The organism is Lishizhenia tianjinensis (assembly GCF_900116425.1).
Classification (GTDB): Bacteria; Bacteroidota; Bacteroidia; order Flavobacteriales_D; family Crocinitomicaceae; genus Lishizhenia; species Lishizhenia tianjinensis.
Genome location: NZ_FPAS01000002.1, coordinates 519,725 through 538,791, shown reverse-complemented (window position 1 = coordinate 538,791; position 19,067 = coordinate 519,725). Strand labels below are relative to the sequence as shown.

Genomic DNA, 19,067 nt, shown 5'->3' with positions numbered 1-19,067 from the left:
CATGAAGCTAAAACGCATAAACGCATTGCCTAAGGGGAAAGAAATACAACTTCCTGCAAGTAAAAGTATAGCCAATAGAGCATTAATTATCCAAGCTTTGAGTAAGGAAGATATTGTGATTTCTAATCTTTCTAACGCCAGAGACACGCAAACCATGTTGCAGTTGTTGCAAGATGAGGGACAAGTGAAAGATGTAAAAGATGCGGGTACAACCATGCGTTTTCTCACTGCTTTTTACGCTTTGCAAAATGACAGCTTCATCCTACAAGGAACAGAGCGCATGCATCAACGTCCTATTGGAATTTTAGTTGATGCCTTACGTAGCTTAGGAGCCCAAATAAATTACTTAGGTGAGGAAGCTTATCCTCCTCTAGAAATTCACCCTTTTCAACCGATTAATGCTTGTCAAGAATTGGTGATAGACAGCAGTATAAGCAGTCAGTACATCTCTGCTTTGTTGATGGTAGCCCCCCTTTTACCCAATGGTTTATTTTTCAAACTCCAGGGTAAAACTGCTTCAAAACCTTATATCAATATGACCTTGGAATTGATGCAGCAATTCGGCATTACTCTGCGTCATTATGAAAATAAGATTCGTGTAAATCCAGGAAGGTATTCAGGAGGAGAATTAAAGGTTGAAAACGATTGGTCGGCAGCCAGCTACTGGTACAGCTTTTTAATTTTATCTGATTTAGAAGAACTTTACTTACCCGGACTTCAAGAAAACTCCTTACAAGGAGATGCTGTGATTGCCGCTATTGCAACCGTTTTTGGAATAGAAACGAGTTTTGATGTTAAAGGTGCTATCCTAAAGAAAGAAGCGAAAGAATTTCCTACGGAACTGAAGTTAAACGTTCAAAACTGTCCGGACTTAGCCCAAACTTTGGCTGTTTTATGCGGTGTAACAGGCGTAGAATTACATTTAGATGGCATACACAGTTTACGCATCAAGGAAACGGATAGAGTAAAAGCTTTACAATCTGAATTGGCGCGTTTAGACATAGCAGTGGAAGATTTGGGTGAAAGCATTAAGGTGCATGGAAAAACACTTCAAACACTTCCTAAAAACTTGAGCATAGCCACCTATGAAGACCATAGAATGGCGATGTCTTTTGCTCCCTTGGTTCATTTAGGAGAATTAGAAATACAGAACCAGGAAGTGGTGGCCAAATCCTACCCTAATTTCTGGGAGGAACTTCAAAAAATGATTTAAATTCAGTACTTTAACCTCATCAAACCGTGCTTTATGCAAAAACTAGCATTTTTACTTATCGTTGGCGCTTCTTTTTTTATGAGTTGCAAGAAAACTGTATTTCTCACACCTACCCGAGATATCACAGACACTGTTAAAGTAAATACAGATTACGTCTACAATTTTATGGTCAACAGCGCCGAAGATGAAGTGGAAATGATTACTGCTCCTTTGCACGCCGATACCAGCGAGTTCTTTTCTGATTCAACAGAACTCTACCCTTATTCTTATTTCTATTCTACAGAATTCAATTACACAGGCGAAGACTATATAGAGTTCAACATCAAACGCCAATCTTCTGCTGATAATTTTGATTTACCAAAAGAAGAGAGAGTGAGGATTACTTTGATTATAGAGTAGAATTCTTCACGAATCAACCACCAACTTTACCATTAGCCACTCCGTTGTTATCAACAACAGGTAATAGTAACTCCTCCTAAATGAATTTAAAGCACCTAATACTATTCTTTATCTTTTCCACAGCTAGTTTATGGACAATAGCTCAAAACCTAGTTCCGAACCCTAGTTTTGAGAATACGGTTTCACTACCTTGTGTTGGAGGTGTAGCTGTAAATCAATTTAATAGCTATTTTCAAGATTGGAATTTACCTACTCTGGCAACTTCAGATTTCTTTAGCCTTAATGTACCAAATACTTGTTCTATTTATTGCTTAAACTCACCATGGAATCATTTACCAAAATCAGGTAATAATATGGTAGGCGCATATTGTTCGAGTATTTACAATGATTCTAATTCGAGAGAATATATACAAACTCAATTGCTGCAAACTCTAACACCTGGTCAGCATTATTATGCAGAGTTTCATGTTTCCTTAGCTGCAAAAAGTAGATTTGCATCAAATAATCTTGGAATGTATTTTTCTGATACACTTATTAACTCGTTTCAATCTGATGTATTAAATTTTACTCCTCAAATTATTGAACAAAAAATTATTGCGGATTCGGTAAACTGGGTTAAAATTTCAGGAACTTTCACAGCGTCAAGTCCCTCTCAATATATAATCCTTGGTTGTTTTAGTAACGGTCAAAACACTTCATTAACACCTACAAATCATAACGACATTGTATTCAACGAATATTCTTATTATTTCTTTGATGACATCTTAGTTAAAGAAACTTGTTTAACACATTCATCTGACACTACTATTTGTCAGAATACCTCTGCTACCCTGACCGTAAACTCTAATAGCTTTATTGGATGGGCAGAAAGTACAAATCCAAGTACAATACTCTCGACTAATAACAATTTTACGGTAAGTCCTCAACAATCTACGAACTATCTTATCTATTCCCAATGTGATACTTTTGATGTTTGGGTTTATGTACAAGAACCTTTCTCGCTTAACCTTGGGAATGATTCCACCTTATGTCCAGACGAAACTTTAACACTTTCATCGCAATACAAAGGCGACTCCTATTTATGGTCTAATGGATCAACTGACTCAACCATTACTGTAAATAGCCCTGGTTTTTACACTCTTGAAATCACGAAAAACGGTTGCTCTAGCTCAGACAATATAATGATAGACTACTTCCCCGAACAAATCTTTTCATTCGATCATGACACTGCAATCTTTTGCCCAGGTGACACCTTGAATTTCTCCTTTAATCTTTCCAATGCAAATTACCTATGGTCGGATAATTCTACTTCAAATTCCACAACCATTACTCAAACCCAAAACCTTAGTTTAGCGGTAGAGCAAAATGGGTGTACGTATGAAGACAGCATTTTGATCTACACACCTCCAGCTCCTCAAATCAATTTAGGAACAGACACCACCTTATGTGATGATGCATCCCTTGCTTTACATGCGTATCACCCCTACTCAACTTATCTATGGCAGGATGGATCTACACAAGCTGAACTTATCGTAAATGAACCAGGAACTTATTGGGTAAGTGTTGAAAATTGTTTTGAAACAAGCGATACCCTATTAATTGAAACAGAAAATTGTGATTGCGTACTTTTTCTACCCAATACTTTTACACCCAACCAAAATGGTGTAAATGATGAAATATCACCTGTAACTAGTTGTCCATTAGATCAATTCGAATTCATCATCTACAACAGGTGGGGAAAGGTGGTTTTCCATTCTAATGACATCCAAGACTTCTGGAATGGGACGGTTAAAAACCAACTTACCAATACCGCTTGTTTTAGCTATAGATTACAGTATTCTTTTGCTGATGATGCTTTTGTGCATACTAAGTTTGGACATATTAATATGTTGTATTAACAAAAAAGGACCGTCTCAACAGACAGTCCTTCTTTTAAATATTATCGTTCTCTTAGCAACAAGAAGCTGCTGCACTATCCTCTCCTCCAACACTGAAAGGCATAGCTCCTCCGCATCCTTCAAAGATACCGTAGTGCGTACTCCAATCTCCGTAGAATTCGAAATCCTCTTTAAAACGGGTATCGTGTAACATCTTGTAAGTATTTCCACAAACGGGCATTACTTTACCTGCCGGAAAATTGTGGTGATCATCTAAATCAAAAGAAGCTTTTTCTTCAGCTATCGTTCCTTTGTATTTAACGGCCTGACCATAATCTTCACAATCAGATTCTAAACCATCAATTTTAAACAGACGGTAGGTCACACTAAAGCAATTGATGTCGCCCAACTTCTCTTCTAGTTCAGGATTCTCAACAGTTATCACTTTGTTTTCCACTGCTCTAGGATCAGTAAAACCTACCCTTTTAGCGATGTTTAAGAAATCATTCCAATACAAAGCCCCAGAAATACATTCTCCCCAAAGTACTGGGTCTTTTTGCAATTCAACGGGGAATCTTCTATCGGCATAAACATCAGAAAAATACATTTCACCGCCTGATTTCAACAAAGCAAAGGCATCACGTAAAACTTTTTCTTTGTTCTCTGCTAAGTTTATCACACAGTTAGAGATGATTAAATCAAAACTACCTGGCTCTAAATCCAATTCGTCTAATGCTTCTATATTCCCTTTCAAAAAACGAACATTTGAAGTCGCATATCCAAATTGCTCTCTATGATATTCTATGTGCTTGTTGGCCACGGCTAACTGTTCGTCTGTCATATCCACACCAACTACTTCACCATGTTCTCCTACCAATTTTGCGGCGATGTAACAATCTCTACCAGACCCTGAACCTAGGTCCAAAATTTTAAGTCCTTCCACTTTAGAAGGAATGGTTAAACCACAACCATAATATTTGGCTTGTACCTCATCATGAACCTCTCTTAAAGCCTCCATGATGTGTTTGGGTGGAGCTGTTAAAGTGCAACACGCATTGGTTTTTAAATCTTCTGATTTCTCGAGTTCCTTCCCGTAATATTCTTGTACTGAAGTATGTATTTCACTCATATTTGTCGTCTATGATTAATGTCTATTTTACATAGGTACGTTAACACATTTCCTATGGATTTAGTTTCGTCGTATAAAACTAAAATTTCTTACAGATTGATTGTGTAACAAATGGACATAAAAAAAGCGAACAACATTAATTGTCCGCTTTTCTCTTATAATTTGTTGCGTTTAGTTGGCCATTTCTGACATAAACTTAATACGCATAAGTCTTAATTCTTCTTCGCTGTAATCCCCATCAAACTCTTCGTAAGCTTCTTTAAGGTCATCTGTTTCAGCGTCTGAGAAATATTCGTAAATCTCTTCTTGCTCTCCATCATCCAACATATCATCTATGTAGTAGTTGATGTTCACACGCGTACCTGATTGTACGATCATTTCAATTTCATCCAATACTTCATTTAAGCTTTTCCCTTGAGAAGAACCTATATCTTCAAGAGGTAATTTTCTATCGATGTTTTGAATCAAACGTACTTTCATTCCACTTTTATTCACCAATTGCTTCACAACCAGATCTTGCGGTCTTTCGATATCGTTCTCTTCAACGTATTGTTTAATCAATGCTAAGAAAGGTGCCCCGTAACGTTTTGCCTTTCCTTGTCCAACTCCTTGAATATTGGTTAGTTCTTCTACCGTAATTGGGTATTGGAAACTCATATCCTTAAGTGAAGACTCTTGGAAAATCACAAAGGGAGGAATTCCTTTTTCTTTAGAGATTTGCTTACGTAAATCTAACATAGATTGGTACAACACCTCATCAAATGCTCCTTTTGCATTGTTGTTGATGTTCACCTCGTCGGAAGCACTACTAAAGTCATTCTCCTTAATCAACATGAAATGCTTAGGCTCTTTGATGAAATCATGACCTTCTTCCGTCATTTTTATCACCCCGTAAGATTCAATATCTTTCGCCACTAATTTAGCTACTAAACATTGGCGCATTACAGCATTCCAAAACGCCTCATCTCTTTCCTTACCTTTTCCGTAGAGCGGCAATTTATCGTGTTTATAAGTGCTAATTTCAGCCGTATCTTTTCCAGCTAAGAAAGCACAAATGTGTTTGGCCTTCTGCATTTCCTTCAATTCTACTACGGCTTGTAACAAGAGCTGAACATACTCTTTACCCTCCATGGTTTCTTTCGGGTGCTTACAGTTATCACACATGCTGTTACAGTTCTTCTCATCGAACTCTTCTCCGAAATAGTGTAACAAATATTTTCTTCTACAAATAGAAGACTCAGCATAAGAAACAATCTCAAACAATAATTGTCTACCAATTTCTTGTTCCGCAACTGGTTTTCCTTGTAAGAATTTCTCTAATTTCTCTATATCCTTGTAAGAATAGAAAGTCAACAACTCTCCTTCTCCACCATCTCTACCGGCTCTACCTGTTTCTTGGTAATAGCTTTCCAACGATTTAGGAATATCATGGTGAATCACAAAACGCACATCCGGTTTATCGATTCCCATTCCAAAGGCAATGGTTGCAACAATCACATCTACTTCTTCCATCAAGAAAGCATCTTGATGCTTGGCTCTTGTAGAAGCATCCATACCTGCGTGGTAGGCCAAAGCATTGATACCATTTACGCGCAAAACTTCAGCCAGTTGCTCAACTTTTTTACGACTTAAACAGTAAATAATACCAGATTTACCTTGCTTAGAACGGATGTATTTGATAATCTCTTTTTCGACCTCTTTCTTAGGTCTAACCTCGTAGTAAAGGTTATCTCTATTGAATGAATCTTTGAACACGGTTGCATCCAACATGTTCAAATTCTTTTGAATATCGTGTTGAACTTTAGGTGTTGCCGTAGCCGTTAATGCGATGATAGGAACGTTAGAAATTTGCTCAAAAATCTCTCTTAGTCTTCTGTACTCTGGTCTAAAGTCATGCCCCCATTCAGAAATACAGTGGGCCTCATCAATGGCAAAAAAGGAAATGTTCACTTGATTGAAGAAATCAACATTTTCTTTTTTCGTTAATGATTCTGGAGCAACGTACAAAAGTTTGGTTTTCCCATCCCTAATGTCTTGCTTCACTTTGTTGGCTTCAGTTTTCGATAAAGAACTGTTTAAGACATGTGCAACACTATCATCCTCGCTCACATTTCTAATCGCATCTACTTGGTTCTTCATCAGGGCAATCAAAGGAGAAACCACGATAGATACACCCTCTGATAATAAGGCCGGCAATTGGTAGCACATAGATTTCCCACCACCTGTTGGCATTATTACGAAGGTATTTTGTCCTTCTAAGATGTTTCTAATGATTTTTTCTTGGTCACCGCGGAATTTATCGTACCCAAAATACTTGCGTAGAGCACCCGTTAAATCACTCACATTCATATATCCAAATTAATTAAGTCTAAGATACAAAAACCGACACGAAAAAAACAAACTTTTTTCGCGCACAACTAAAAGATTAACAACTAACGACTTAGCCGTAAATTTTCAGCGGTTTTCTCTTTAATTTAATACTGGTATTTTATACTGCATCTTCAGCAACAACTTCCTTCACTTCAGGTAAATGTTGCTTCAATAAATTTTCAATTCCACCTTTTAAAGTAGCTGTTGAAGATGGACATCCGGCGCAAGAACCTTTCAATAAAACAGTAACTATACCGTCTTCAAAGTTTCTGAATTCTATCGCTCCACCATCTCCTTCTACTGCCGGACGAACGTATTCATCTAACAAAGCAACAATAGCGTCATCGTATTCTGAAGGTGCGTAAGTTTTGGTTGGGTTTTCTTTTTCCACAGGCTTCGCCTTCGGTTGTGGCATCATAATTAACACCTCTTTCCCATCTTGTAAGTACTCTCTGATGAATTCACGCAATTCCATTACAACAAAATCCCAAGACAAGGCTTCGTTCTTGGTAATTGTAATGAAGTTACTGGCCATAAAAACACCTGTTACAAACGGAAAGTTAAAAAGCTCCTCGGCTAAAGGAGAGTATCCTTTTGCTTCTGCTTGACTAGTAAATTCAACCGATTCGCCCGTAATCAATAAATATTTATTCGCAACAAATTTCATTGTGCTTGGGTTAGGTGTCATTTCAGCGTAAACAGTAATTGGAACTTTTTGAGTCATGTTAATTTATCTTTACCTGCAAAAGTAGTAATCCATTTGTAAAGCACACAGTAAAAAATGACTTTTGAAATACAAGAATGACAATAATTACCATTTGTAGAAATCCAATTTGTAGCTATCTTTGTTAACACATGCAAAAGTTTAAAAACATAGCACTTATCGCTTTCGTAAGCTTTCTATTTTTAGGAGTTTGTGGAATCTCGATTTCCGAGCATTTATGTACGGTTACTGAGAAGGTTTGTGACATGCATGAGGATCACGAGCAAGCAGTAATGGTAAAACATGATTGCTGTGAGGTTCCCAACAAAACCAATGAAGGAGATTGCTGTAAGGAAGAAACCAAAGTTTTCCAAACGGCCTTGAATCACTACCACGATGTATTGGTGAAATTATCCGTACCTTATTTGGTAACCCTTCCAACGATTGACAATTACCTTGCATCTAATACAGAAGCGCGAGAAATTGTTCAATATTACCCCAATCCTCCCCCCTTAGCACGCGGTCATCAAAGAGCCCGTTTGCAAGTTTACATCTTATGATTTTTGTGCGATAACTCTAGTAGTATTGAATTATCACACAAAATCAAATCATGAAAAATTTAATTTTAAGCATATTATTGAGCCTTTTTACCTTTGGCACATTTGCTCAAGTAAAAGGTACTGTGTACGGTTCCACAGAAAACAAAAAAGAACCCCTGTTTGGTGTTAAGGTATTTTTTAAAGACAGTGAAATAGGTACCATTACAGATGAAAAAGGTGCCTTTACCTTAGATTATTTACCCACACTTCCAGACACGCTCATCTTTAGAGCTCAAGGATACTATCCGGATACATTAGTCATTACTAAAAAAGACAGATTCTTAAGTGTAAATGTTACGCTATACTCTTCGAGTTATTTACCCGAAGTTGTAATTTCTTACCAACGAGAAAATTCTACAATAGAGCGACTCAATCCTTTATTTACAGAAACTCTTTCTTCAGGAGAACTAAGAAAAGCGGCATGTTGTAACCTATCAGAATCTTTTGAAACCAATGCCAGTGTAGATGTAAACCTTACAGACGCTGTTTCAGGAGCCAAGAAGATTCAAATGATGGGATTGGCTGGTACCTATACACAAATACAATTCGAGAATATACCCATGTTAAAGAACTTAGGTTCTGCCTACGGATTGAATATGATTCCAGGTACATGGATTAACTCTATTCAAATCACAAAAGGATCTGGAACGGTTGTAAATGGGTACGAGTCTATGGCGGGGTTAATTAACCTTGAGTTCTACCAACCCGGTGTGAACATGGATAAATTCTACTTCAACGCCTACACAAATATTCAGGGTAGAAATGAAGTGAATTTCCACAATAGCATAAAGCTTTCAGACAAATGGTCTACAGGTATATTTGGTCATGCTTCTCTAGGAAGTGTTGAATTGGATAGAAACAAAGACGGTTTTAAAGACATACCACTGAGTGAAAACTTCACGGTTATGAACCGCTGGAATTACGAAGGTGAAAACTTCGAAAGTAAATTTGGAGTTAGAGCTTCGGTAACGAGTAAAACTGGTGGACAAATTGGTTTCAAACGCAACAACAACCCGAATAATTTATACGGAGTTTCTATCGACAACCAACACGCTGAAGCTTTTGCTAAGACAGGGTTTTACTTCAAGAAAAGTGTGAATTCATCTTTGGGAATTGTTTACCAAGCAAAGTATCACGGTTTACAAGCGCAGTTTGGAACAAGAAGTGTTGATGCTGAGGAGAGACGTGGTTACGTAAATGCCATTTTCAACACCATACTTGGTAACACTTCAAACACCTTAAAAACAGGTTTAAGTTTTGTGTATGATGATTTACGTCAAACCCACTATAATTTGGGAATGCAAGATGATCAAACCACATTAAACAGAACAGAAGTTGTTCCGGGTGCTTTTGCAGAATATACCAAGAAAACTATCCGTCACGACCTAGTTTTAGGAGCGAGGGGAGATTACCACAATTTATTCGGTTTCCAATTCTCGCCACGTGCTCACTACAAATTTAAGGTTACAGAGAAAGTTGATTTAAGGTTAACAGCAGGTAGAGGATTTAGAGTTCCTAACTACGTTGTAGACAACCTTTCATTAATGGCAAACAACAAACCTTGGATTTTGAATGAGAGTTTAAAACCAGAAGTTTCTTGGAACTTTGGAGGAAGTTTAGTGTACGAATTAAGACTCTTTAAGCGTGCAGCAAGATGGTCGGTAGATGCCTACCACACCCTTTTCACCAACCAAGTAATCGTAGATAGAGACCAAGATGCACAAACCATTTACTTCAGAAACTTGGAGGGGCAATCTTACTCGAATGCTATCCAAACCGATTTCAGCTTCAAACCTCTTAAGAATTTGGAAGTTAAAATGGCTTACAAATACTTAGATGTGAAAGCTACCTTTGGAGGAAGTCTACAAGAAAAAATCATGGTTCCAACCCACAGAGGATTTATCAACTTTGGCTACATCACTAGAAACAAACGTTGGGAATATGATTTAACCGCTTCAGTTTTTGGAACGAAACGTCTTCCAAGATTAGCTTTGAATGATGCAGGAACTGTTTTTACAGCAGACGAAAGAAGTAAAGCTTATGGCATGGTAAATGCACAAATTACACATGTATACAAAAGATGGGATTTTTACTTAGGTGGAGAGAATTTATTGAACTACACACAAAAAAATCCTATTATTGATGCACAAAACCCATTTAGCTCAACTTTTGATGCCACAAGAATTTGGGCACCAGTTATCGGTATAAATGTTTATGCCGGAGTTAGATTTAGTATAGAACATAAAAAATAATAAACTATGAAATTTTTAATCGCATTAATGGCTATAGTAGCTTTAACATTTAACACAAACGCTAACACAGAAGATGGAGGTAAAAAAGAAGCCCGCATCCAAACCAATGCTCAGTGTGGAGAATGTAAAGAAAGAATAGAAAACAAATTGAATTATACCAAAGGAATCAAATTCGCTGAGATGGACTTAACAACAAAAATTGTTACAGTTAGCTACAACGAAAAGAAAATTACTTTGGATGAAATTAAAAAAGTGATTTCTGAAATAGGATACAGTGCAGATGATGTGGAACCTGTGAAAACAGCACAAGAAGCACTTCCTAAATGTTGCCAACCGGGTGGACATTAATCAATAAAAATGATTACAAAAGGTAGCTGACCATCAGCTACCTTTTTTTGTTTTCTTAAATTCGCTCTAGCATGAGAAATCAAATCTTTAGTGTGGGTGATATACTTCCGGGTATTTTTTGGTTAATAATCCTAGCGATTATTAGTCACTACATTAAATTCTACAGAGCAAAGAAAGAACACGAACATCAATACTACCTGCTCAACTTCTACTTCAAAATCTTTTTCGTGATTGCTTTTAGTGGGGTCTATGCCATCATGTACAATGGCGGTGATACTTTTGCCTACTACCAAGGTTCTGAAGTACTCAACAATCTATTTTTTGACAATCCTTTGAATTATTTAGATGAAATAAGCAAAGGAAAAGAAATTTACTACGGTAATTTCAATGCACAAACGGGCTATCCTCCAGGATGGATTTATAGGGAAAATGAAAGTTATTTCGTTTCTAAAATCATCTCTATTTTGATGTTTATTAGCTTCCGTAGCTATTGGGCCATGAGTTTTATTTTGGCCTTCATCATGGCCAATGTGAATTACAAACTATACGTTTACGTGGCCGAACTTAAATTTATGCCCGGTAAACTGGCAGCCTTTGCTCTTCTTTTTATACCCTCCGTCTCCTTTTGGTGCACAGGGATTTCAAAAGATACTGTGGTATTAATTGCCATATTGATGGGAATAGTAGCCGCGTTTAAACTGGTCCATAAAAAAGCGAGCATTTTCGGATTTGAAGGTCTTTTCCTCCTCCTCTCCTTTTACTTATTACTCGAAATAAGATCTTTCCTACTCTTGGCCATGCTCATCCCCTTGTTCTTTGCCGTTTCTACGCATTGGATCAATCAATTGGGAGAAAAACCAGTGTTAAAAATGAGTTTGCGTCTATTCATCTTGTTGATAGGATTAGGAGGGGTAAGCGTCTACATATTCAACAGTTCTAATTTTGGTGATTTAGCCCCAGAGAAAATTTTACAGGAGGCCGCAACCATACAACGTGATTTTGCACAAAACTCCACTTACGGTTCAGACAGGTACCAATTAAACATCAATGATTACAGTCTATTTGGAATGCTTAAAGTAGCACCTGAGGCCATCGTTGCTGGAATTTACAGACCCTTTGTGTGGGACAGCAGAAACGTTGCACTCGTTATTAACATACTCGAAGGAATACTCCTTCTTATACTCACTCTACAGTTCTTTTTCAAAAGGGAGTTAAAAGCTAGAATTCAATTTATTCGCAGCAATGAAATTTTGGTCTTCTCCTTTTTCTTTGTCCTCATCATGGCTTTTATGACGGGCTTTAGTTCGAGTCTTTATGGAGTATTAGTAAGGTTGAGAGCACCACTTTTACCCTTTGCTTTTTTACTTTTGCTGGCAGGAATTTATGGATACTACAAAAACGATAAAAATGGAATTGATCTTCTCAACGCAGAATCAGAATAAAGCCAATGAAATTCAAAAATTGGTACCGGAAGGAATTACAATTAAAACTTTAAAGGACATCAATTGCGCAGATGATATTCCTGAAACGCAAGACACCTTACAAGGTAATGCTTTGCAAAAAGCACGCTATGTGCACGAAAAATTTGGTGTTAACTGTTTTGCAGACGATACAGGTTTGGAAATTGAAGCCTTGAACATGGAGCCTGGAGTTTACTCCGCTCGCTATGCTGGTCCAGAAAGATCGGATGACAACAACATGCAAAAAGTATTGGACTTGTTAGCCGATAAAAGCAATAGAAACGCACGTTTTAGAACCGCTGTTGCATTGATCATCAATGGTGAAGAACACCTTTTTGAAGGCATCGTTAACGGAGAAATTCGTACAGCAAAATCAGGAGACCAAGGTTTTGGCTACGACCCTATCTTTGAACCTGAAAACGCAGGAAAGACCTTTGCTGAAATGTCTACCGAAGAGAAAAACAGCATGAGTCACAGAGCCCGCGCCTTTGCTAAAATGACAGATTTCTTGGCTAAATATCAAAGCAAATAGCCGCCATCATTTGCATTCCAACTTCTAATGCATGGGGATCTATATCGAATTTTGAGGTATGCACCCCATGTATTATTCCTTTTTCCTCATTGCGCACTCCTAAACGGTAAAAAGATGTAGGTACCTCTTGCGAGTAAAACGCAAAATCCTCTGAGGTCATGCGCAAGGGCAAATCTTCCACATTTGCATCGCCCAATAATTTTCTAGCTTTCACTTTTAATTCTTCCGTAAGGCCTTCATCATTCTTTAAGAAAGGATAACCGTGAGAAATAAACACGTCAGCTGTTGCACCATGGGTTTGTGCTATATTTTCTATCTGAAATTTAATCATCTCCAAAGCCTTTGCTCTCCATGTTTCATCCATGGTTCTAAAGGTTCCTTTGATTTTTACTTCAGCAGGAATGATGTTGGTAGCACCCATTGCTTCGAAATGACCAAAAGTCAACACACAAGGCATAGTAGGATCACAACTACGCGAAACAATTTTTTGCAAGGAAGTAACGATTTCTGCACCTACTAAAATACTATCTACAGTCTTATGGGGTTGCGCTCCATGCCCACCTTGCCCACTTATAGTTACATGTATCTCATCACTCGAAGCCATGTACAAACCACCTCTAAAACCTAGTTTGCCCACTTCCATTTCTGGAAAAACATGGAGTCCGTACATGCGTTCCACCTTAGGATTATCTAATACTCCCGCCTTGATCATCAAGCTTGCTCCTCCAGGGTTTTGTTCTTCACCGGGTTGAAAAACCAACTTTATGGGTTGTTTCAATTCATTTCTTAGGGATTGAATAATCTTAGCAGCTCCCAATAAAATTGAAGTATGTACATCATGACCACATGCATGCATCACCCCTTCGTTCTTCGAACAATAGCTCACCTCATTCTTTTCAAAAATCGGCAAAGCATCTAAGTCTGCCCTTAAAGCGATACACGCTTCCTCACCTGTATGATGATCCGCTTTGATTAACCCAACAACCCCCGTATCTGCTACACCTTTTGTATGTGCTATGCCAAACTTGGTCAATTGTTCTGAAACAAAAGCCATGGTTTCATGCTCTTGGTAAGACAATTCTGGATGTTGGTGCAAGTGTTCTCTTATTGCTTTTACTTCTGCAAAAAACTCACTTGCTCGGGCTTGTATTTTATCCTTAAGACTCATTGCTATACATGTTAAATGCGGAAAATTCAATTCTCATGAACTTGAAAACTTCCTTAGCGACTCCATTTAAAATTGTAGTACAGGATATATTTTGTTATTTCCCGTCAATTCATACGAAGCAATACGAATTTAAGAATATCTATTTGTTGAAGTGTATTAACTTTGCCCGAATTAAAAAAAGGAGACCGAGTTTGATAAATTTCAACAGCTATGATCGGTCAGAGTTATTTTTAAAACAGCGTTTATGAAAGTTCAAAAGTTCACCTTTAACCCTTTTCAAGAAAACACCTTTGTGGTGTATGACAACAACAATAAAGGAGTTGTGATAGACCCGGGAATGTACTTCAAAGAAGAGGAAGAACTCTTTAAAAACTTCATCGCTGAAGAAGGTATAGAACTGCTTGCTATTTTAAATACGCATGCGCATTTAGATCATGTTGCGGGAAATAGCTTTGTGAAAAACACCTACAACATTCCACTTTATTTGCACCCAAAAGATCTTCCTACTTTACAAATGTCGGAAAGAAGTGCCGCTGTATACGGCTTAGATGCTTTTACACCTTCTCCCCTTCCTGATATGGAAATTGAAGAAAATACTACCCTTAGTTTTGGTGAATTAGACTTTGAAGTATTGTTCACGCCCGGACACGCACCTGGCCATGTAGTTTTCTACAATGCAGCCAACAAAATTGTATTCAACGGTGATGTTTTATTCCAAGGAAGTTTTGGAAGAACAGACTTACCGGGTGGAGATATGGCAACCTTAAAAAAGAGTATTACAGAGGTGATGTTCAATTTACCGGGAGACACCATAGTTTGTACGGGTCATGGAGGTGAAACCAAGATAGAAATTGAAAAACAAAACAACCCTATTTTAAATTATTAAGTTCTTACTTTTGCACTATGGAAGAAGGAAATGAAATGTCGTTTTTAGAACACCTCGAGGAATTACGTTGGCGCTTGGTACGTTCAGTAATTGCTATTGTGGTGTTGGCCATTGGCTTATTTGTTTGCCTAGAATGGATCATGGATAACATCTTTTTATCTATGAACTCTGAAAACTTCATTAGTTATAGAGTGATGTGTGAATACGTAAATCTTTGTGTAGAGGTAACTCCCGTTAAAGCACAAGGTTTGAAAATGACCTCACAATTTAGCTATGCTTTATTGATTTCCTTTTTAGGAGGATTCATCATTGCTTTCCCTTATGTATTCTACCAACTGTGGAGCTTTGTTAAACCCGGTTTACGTCAAAATGAAAGAAAAACATTCTCTGGAATTGTTTTTTACGTGAGCCTTTTGTTCTTCTTCGGAGTGTTATTTGGTTACTTCGTAGTAGCTCCTATGTGTGTGCAATTCTTTGGAGAATTCAGAATAAGTCCAGACATAGAAACCAACCCAGGAATAGATTCTTATGTGAGTTTAATTACTTCTACGGTATTCTATACAGGACTTTTATTCTTATTACCCGTAGTTATCTTCTTACTTTCGAAGATAGGAATTGTTACTCCTGCCTTCTTGAAAAAATACAGAAAGCATGCTATTGTTGGAGTTTTGGTTTTGAGTGCCATCATCACTCCTCCAGATTTCATATCTCAAATTATTGTTTCTATTCCCATCCTAATTCTTTATGAGATAGGTATTATCCTCTCTAAAAGAGTAGAGAAAGAACAATTAATCAAGCAATCCTAAAGAATAATAAAGCAGTACAACTTTTGGTGAATTATTAACAGGCGCCTTATTCAATTTTTGGTTGAAAGCATTAACTTTAGACCTATAAATGAAAGCGCTAATTATCCTCATTAATTGTTGTATAGCCCTCTTCACTTTTTCGCAAACCACCAAAGTTAAAGGAAGGGTTTTCGATGGTGACACGAAAGAGGCTATTCCACTGGCAAAAGTATTTTTCCAGGATACCAAAACAGGTACAACTACTGATTTTGATGGAAACTTTTCCATCGAGAGTTACTATGTATCCGATTCTTTAATCATACGAGCATCGGGTTATCAAACCTATTCACTCTATATAGATACAGACATCAAGGACGAGCAGGTTTTCGAAATCGCTTTATCTCCTCTAATTTTAGAGATGGAGGAAGTCAACATTCTGCCTCCAGATGAATCACCCTCTACTTTACTTCACAAAAAAATTGTTCGCAACAAAAAGATCAACAACAAAGAGAAATTAGAGGCTTATGAGTTTGAATCTTACAATAAAATTCAACTCGATTTAAACAACTTAAGCGAAGAGTTTGAGCAAAGAAAAGTAGTCCAAAAACTCGATGTTTTAGCAGATTACCTAGACAGTGATACCACGGGAATGATACTGCCCATGATCATGTCAGAATCCTTCTCTAACTTTTATTACCGCACCAATCCCAACCGTAAAAAGGAGGTCATGATCGCCTCGAGAGTTACGGGGGTTGACAATTTAGAATTGAGTCAGTTTACCGGTGAAATGTACCAAGACATAAATGTGTATGACAATTACATCACCATTTTTGATAAATCTTTCATTAGTCCCATAGCCGGTTTTGCCCGCAGCTTTTACTATTTCGTTTTAGAAGACAGTGCTACCATAGAGGGTAACTGGTGCTACAAGATGAGTTTCAGGCCTAAAACCAGAGGAGATTTAAGCTTTGTGGGAGAAATGTGGGTGCATGATACTACTTACGCTGTAAAATCATGGAAAGCGACTGTTGCTGAAAAGGCCAACATTAACTTCATAAAAGACTTCTACATAGAGCAGGAATTTGACCAAGTAGAAAAAGAAGTTTGGATGCTTACCCGAGATAAATTGGTGATAGATTTTAACGTCGCGAAAAAATCTCAAGTGGTAGGATTTTATGGAAGGAAACTAACTACGCGTAAGAAGTTTGTCATCAATCAACCACACGAACTTGATTTTTACAAATCCAACGATAATGTTGAAGTAGCCGAAGACGCTACCCAGAAATCAGAAGAATTCTGGCAAGAGAACAGGCATGAGCCGTTAAGTGCAACTGAAGAAGGTATTCAAGAAATGGTAGATTCTCTCAACAACACCCGTTTCTTTAATGCCGTAAAAAACACCACCTACATGTTAACCACAGGTTATTATCCTTGGGGGAAAATTGAGCTAGGGAATTACCAAAGTTTAATCGGTTACAACCCTGTAGAAGGCATCAGAAACCAACTACAATTAAGAACATCAAACGACTTTAGTAAACGTATAGAGTTTAGTGGAAATTTAGCCTATGGATTTAGAGACGAGCGCTTCAAATACGGTGGAAAAGTAAGGTATAACATCACCCCTAAAAAACGTGGGATACTCTCGCTGTATTACAATTACGACATAGAACAAATTGGTTTAGCACCCAGTGCCGCAGATGTTGGTGCTACCTTCGGTGCCTTGTTGCGTACAGCACCTTTGGACAAGCTTACCTTTGTGGAACGCGCTGGACTTAAGTTAGAGAAAGACGTTAAGAAAGATCTTATTTTAACCTTTGGTACAGAATGGAAGGAATTTACTCCACTTGGGAATGCCATTTACCAAAGAAATACACCTTCTGGAATAGAAACCATTAATAGACTTCAAACCACTGAATTTACCGTAAAAGTAAGGTATGGTAAAAACGAAGAGTTCCTTTCGGGTTCTTTTGACAGAACTTCTATGGGATCTAAATGGCCCATATTCTCTTTTCAAACTGTGGTTGGGGTAAAAGGAATTTTAGGCGCTGATTACAACTATCAAAAATTCGAAGGACAAATACTTCATACCCCTAAAATAGGATTGCTTGGTAAATTGAATTACAACATTTACGCAGGTATTATTGAAGGAAATGCGGCTTATCCTTTCTTAAAAGTACACGAAGGGAGTCAATCTTTATGGTTGCAGACAGAAGCTTACAATAAAATGGATTTCTTCGAGTTTATCTCCGATAAGTATGTGGGCATGCATTTAGAGCACCATTGGGATGGATTTATCTTGGATAGAGTTCCATTAATCAACACCTTTAAATGGCGATTGGTTACCAGTGCCAGAGGTGTTTACGGAAGCATTAGTGATAGGCACATTAAAGAAATGATCCTACCTCCAAATACAAAGATGTTTGGCAACATTCCTTACGTAGAAACGGGAATAGGTATAGAAAACATACTTAAGTTTGGTAGAATTGATGCCATATGGAGATTAACCCACCTTACAGATGGAAGGTCGCCCTTTACGATAAGAGCAAAATTTGTTTTCAGTTTTTAAACGAGAAAATTAAATTTGTGAGGAAGAGCAATACGCAACAAATAGCTGATGAAGTTAAGAACTGAGGAGATCAAAAAAAGCTACAAAGGAAGAAAGGTAGTGAAAGGGGTAAGTATAGAAGTAAACCAAGGAGAAATTGTTGGTTTATTGGGCCCTAACGGTGCGGGAAAAACAACTTCATTTTACATGATTGTAGGATTGGTGAAACCCGATGAAGGTAAGGTATACTTAGACACTGAAGAAATCACCAAAATGCCCATGTACAAGAGATCTCAACTAGGTATAGGATACTTGCCACAAGAAGTTTCTGTTTTTAGAAAATTGAGTGTGGAAGACAACATCATGGCTATTTTAGAAATGACGGATTTGAACAAAGCTGAGCGCCATGAAAAACTAGAACAATTAATTTCTGAATTCAGTTTAGGTCACGTTAGAAAAAACCTAGGCTCTCGCTTATCAGGAGGTGAAAAACGAAGAACTGAAATTGCTAGAGCTTTGGCTACAGACCCTAAGTTCGTTTTATTGGATGAACCTTTTGCAGGTGTTGACCCCATAGCTGTAGAAGATATACAAAGCATAGTTGCCGACTTAAAAAATAGAAATATTGGTATTTTGATTACCGATCACAACGTACAGGAAACGCTTTCCATTACAGATAGAGCCTACTTACTTTTCGAAGGACAAATATTAAAATCTGGAACAGCTGAAGAATTAGCTGAAGATGAAAAGGTTAGAAAAGTGTATCTTGGTCAAAACTTTGAATTAAGAAAAAAGGTTTAA

16 protein-coding genes are annotated in these 19,067 nt (G+C 37.5%); 12 read left to right on the top strand and 4 right to left on the bottom strand.

What is annotated here, in order from left to right:
• The first annotated feature begins 1 nt into the window (after position 1).
• From BM327_RS08985 to BM327_RS08975, 3 genes are all read left to right on the top strand, one after another.
• A complete protein-coding gene (locus BM327_RS08985) occupies positions 2–1,213 on the top strand; it encodes a 3-phosphoshikimate 1-carboxyvinyltransferase (protein ID WP_090248564.1) in 1,212 nt (403 codons plus the stop codon).
• 33 nt (positions 1,214–1,246) lie between these two features.
• Positions 1,247–1,612: a hypothetical protein gene (locus BM327_RS08980; RefSeq protein WP_090248561.1), complete on the top strand. Its 366-nt coding sequence runs from the start codon at positions 1,247–1,249 to the stop codon at positions 1,610–1,612.
• An 80-nt stretch (positions 1,613–1,692) separates the two neighbouring features.
• Positions 1,693–3,510, top strand: coding sequence for a T9SS type B sorting domain-containing protein (locus tag BM327_RS08975; protein ID WP_090248557.1), 1,818 nt, complete (start codon positions 1,693–1,695; stop codon positions 3,508–3,510).
• 52 nt (positions 3,511–3,562) lie between these two features.
• Here the strand turns inward: BM327_RS08975 and BM327_RS08970 are convergent, their stop codons facing one another.
• The 3 genes from BM327_RS08970 to BM327_RS08960 form a co-directional block, all read right to left on the bottom strand.
• Positions 3,563–4,618, bottom strand: coding sequence for a methyltransferase domain-containing protein (locus BM327_RS08970; RefSeq protein ID WP_211664723.1), 1,056 nt, complete (start codon positions 4,616–4,618; stop codon positions 3,563–3,565).
• Between the two features lie 171 nt (positions 4,619–4,789).
• Entirely contained in the window at positions 4,790–6,967 is a 2,178-nt protein-coding gene (recQ, locus tag BM327_RS08965) for a DNA helicase RecQ (protein ID WP_090248555.1), read from the bottom strand.
• Positions 6,968–7,106: 139 nt separating this feature from the next.
• Positions 7,107–7,712, bottom strand: a complete 606-nt coding sequence (locus tag BM327_RS08960) for a NifU family protein (RefSeq protein WP_211664722.1) — start codon at positions 7,710–7,712, stop codon at positions 7,107–7,109.
• Between the two features lie 131 nt (positions 7,713–7,843).
• On the opposite strand from BM327_RS08960, the gene BM327_RS08955 reads away from it, so the two are divergent.
• From BM327_RS08955 to BM327_RS08935, 5 genes are all read left to right on the top strand, one after another.
• Positions 7,844–8,251: an HYC_CC_PP family protein gene (locus tag BM327_RS08955; protein ID WP_090248552.1), complete on the top strand. Its 408-nt coding sequence runs from the start codon at positions 7,844–7,846 to the stop codon at positions 8,249–8,251.
• Between the two features lie 50 nt (positions 8,252–8,301).
• The gene (locus BM327_RS08950; RefSeq protein WP_090248549.1) at positions 8,302–10,542 is read left to right on the top strand and encodes a TonB-dependent receptor; all 2,241 of its coding nucleotides are present in this window, start codon (positions 8,302–8,304) and stop codon (positions 10,540–10,542) included.
• A gap of 6 nt (positions 10,543–10,548) precedes the next feature.
• Entirely contained in the window at positions 10,549–10,890 is a 342-nt protein-coding gene (locus BM327_RS08945) for a heavy-metal-associated domain-containing protein (protein WP_090248546.1), read from the top strand.
• Positions 10,891–10,961: 71 nt separating this feature from the next.
• Positions 10,962–12,332, top strand: a complete 1,371-nt coding sequence (locus BM327_RS08940) for a hypothetical protein (RefSeq protein WP_090248543.1) — start codon at positions 10,962–10,964, stop codon at positions 12,330–12,332.
• On the top strand, positions 12,298–12,882 hold the full coding sequence (locus BM327_RS08935; protein ID WP_090248922.1) for a non-canonical purine NTP diphosphatase: 585 nt from the start codon (positions 12,298–12,300) through the stop codon (positions 12,880–12,882). Before BM327_RS08940 ends, BM327_RS08935 begins: the two co-directional genes overlap by 35 nt.
• Here BM327_RS08935 and BM327_RS08930 read toward each other — a convergent pair.
• Entirely contained in the window at positions 12,863–14,050 is a 1,188-nt protein-coding gene (locus BM327_RS08930) for a M20 metallopeptidase family protein (RefSeq protein WP_090248541.1), read from the bottom strand. The two genes, BM327_RS08935 and BM327_RS08930, sit on opposite strands and share 20 nt — an antisense overlap.
• 244 nt (positions 14,051–14,294) lie before the next feature.
• Here BM327_RS08930 and BM327_RS08925 point away from each other — a divergent pair, with 244 nt between their 5' ends.
• The 4 genes from BM327_RS08925 to lptB all read left to right on the top strand — a co-directional run bounded on the left by BM327_RS08925 (position 14,295) and on the right by lptB (position 19,067).
• Positions 14,295–14,936, top strand: coding sequence for an MBL fold metallo-hydrolase (locus tag BM327_RS08925; protein ID WP_090248538.1), 642 nt, complete (start codon positions 14,295–14,297; stop codon positions 14,934–14,936).
• Positions 14,937–14,953: 17 nt separating this feature from the next.
• Positions 14,954–15,742: a twin-arginine translocase subunit TatC gene (gene tatC, locus BM327_RS08920; RefSeq protein ID WP_090248536.1), complete on the top strand. Its 789-nt coding sequence runs from the start codon at positions 14,954–14,956 to the stop codon at positions 15,740–15,742.
• A gap of 88 nt (positions 15,743–15,830) precedes the next feature.
• The gene (locus BM327_RS08915) at positions 15,831–18,287 is read left to right on the top strand and encodes a DUF5686 and carboxypeptidase-like regulatory domain-containing protein (protein WP_090248533.1); all 2,457 of its coding nucleotides are present in this window, start codon (positions 15,831–15,833) and stop codon (positions 18,285–18,287) included.
• 48 nt (positions 18,288–18,335) lie between these two features.
• Complete coding sequence (lptB, locus tag BM327_RS08910) at positions 18,336–19,067, top strand: LPS export ABC transporter ATP-binding protein (RefSeq protein ID WP_090248531.1); 732 nt, start codon at positions 18,336–18,338, stop codon at positions 19,065–19,067.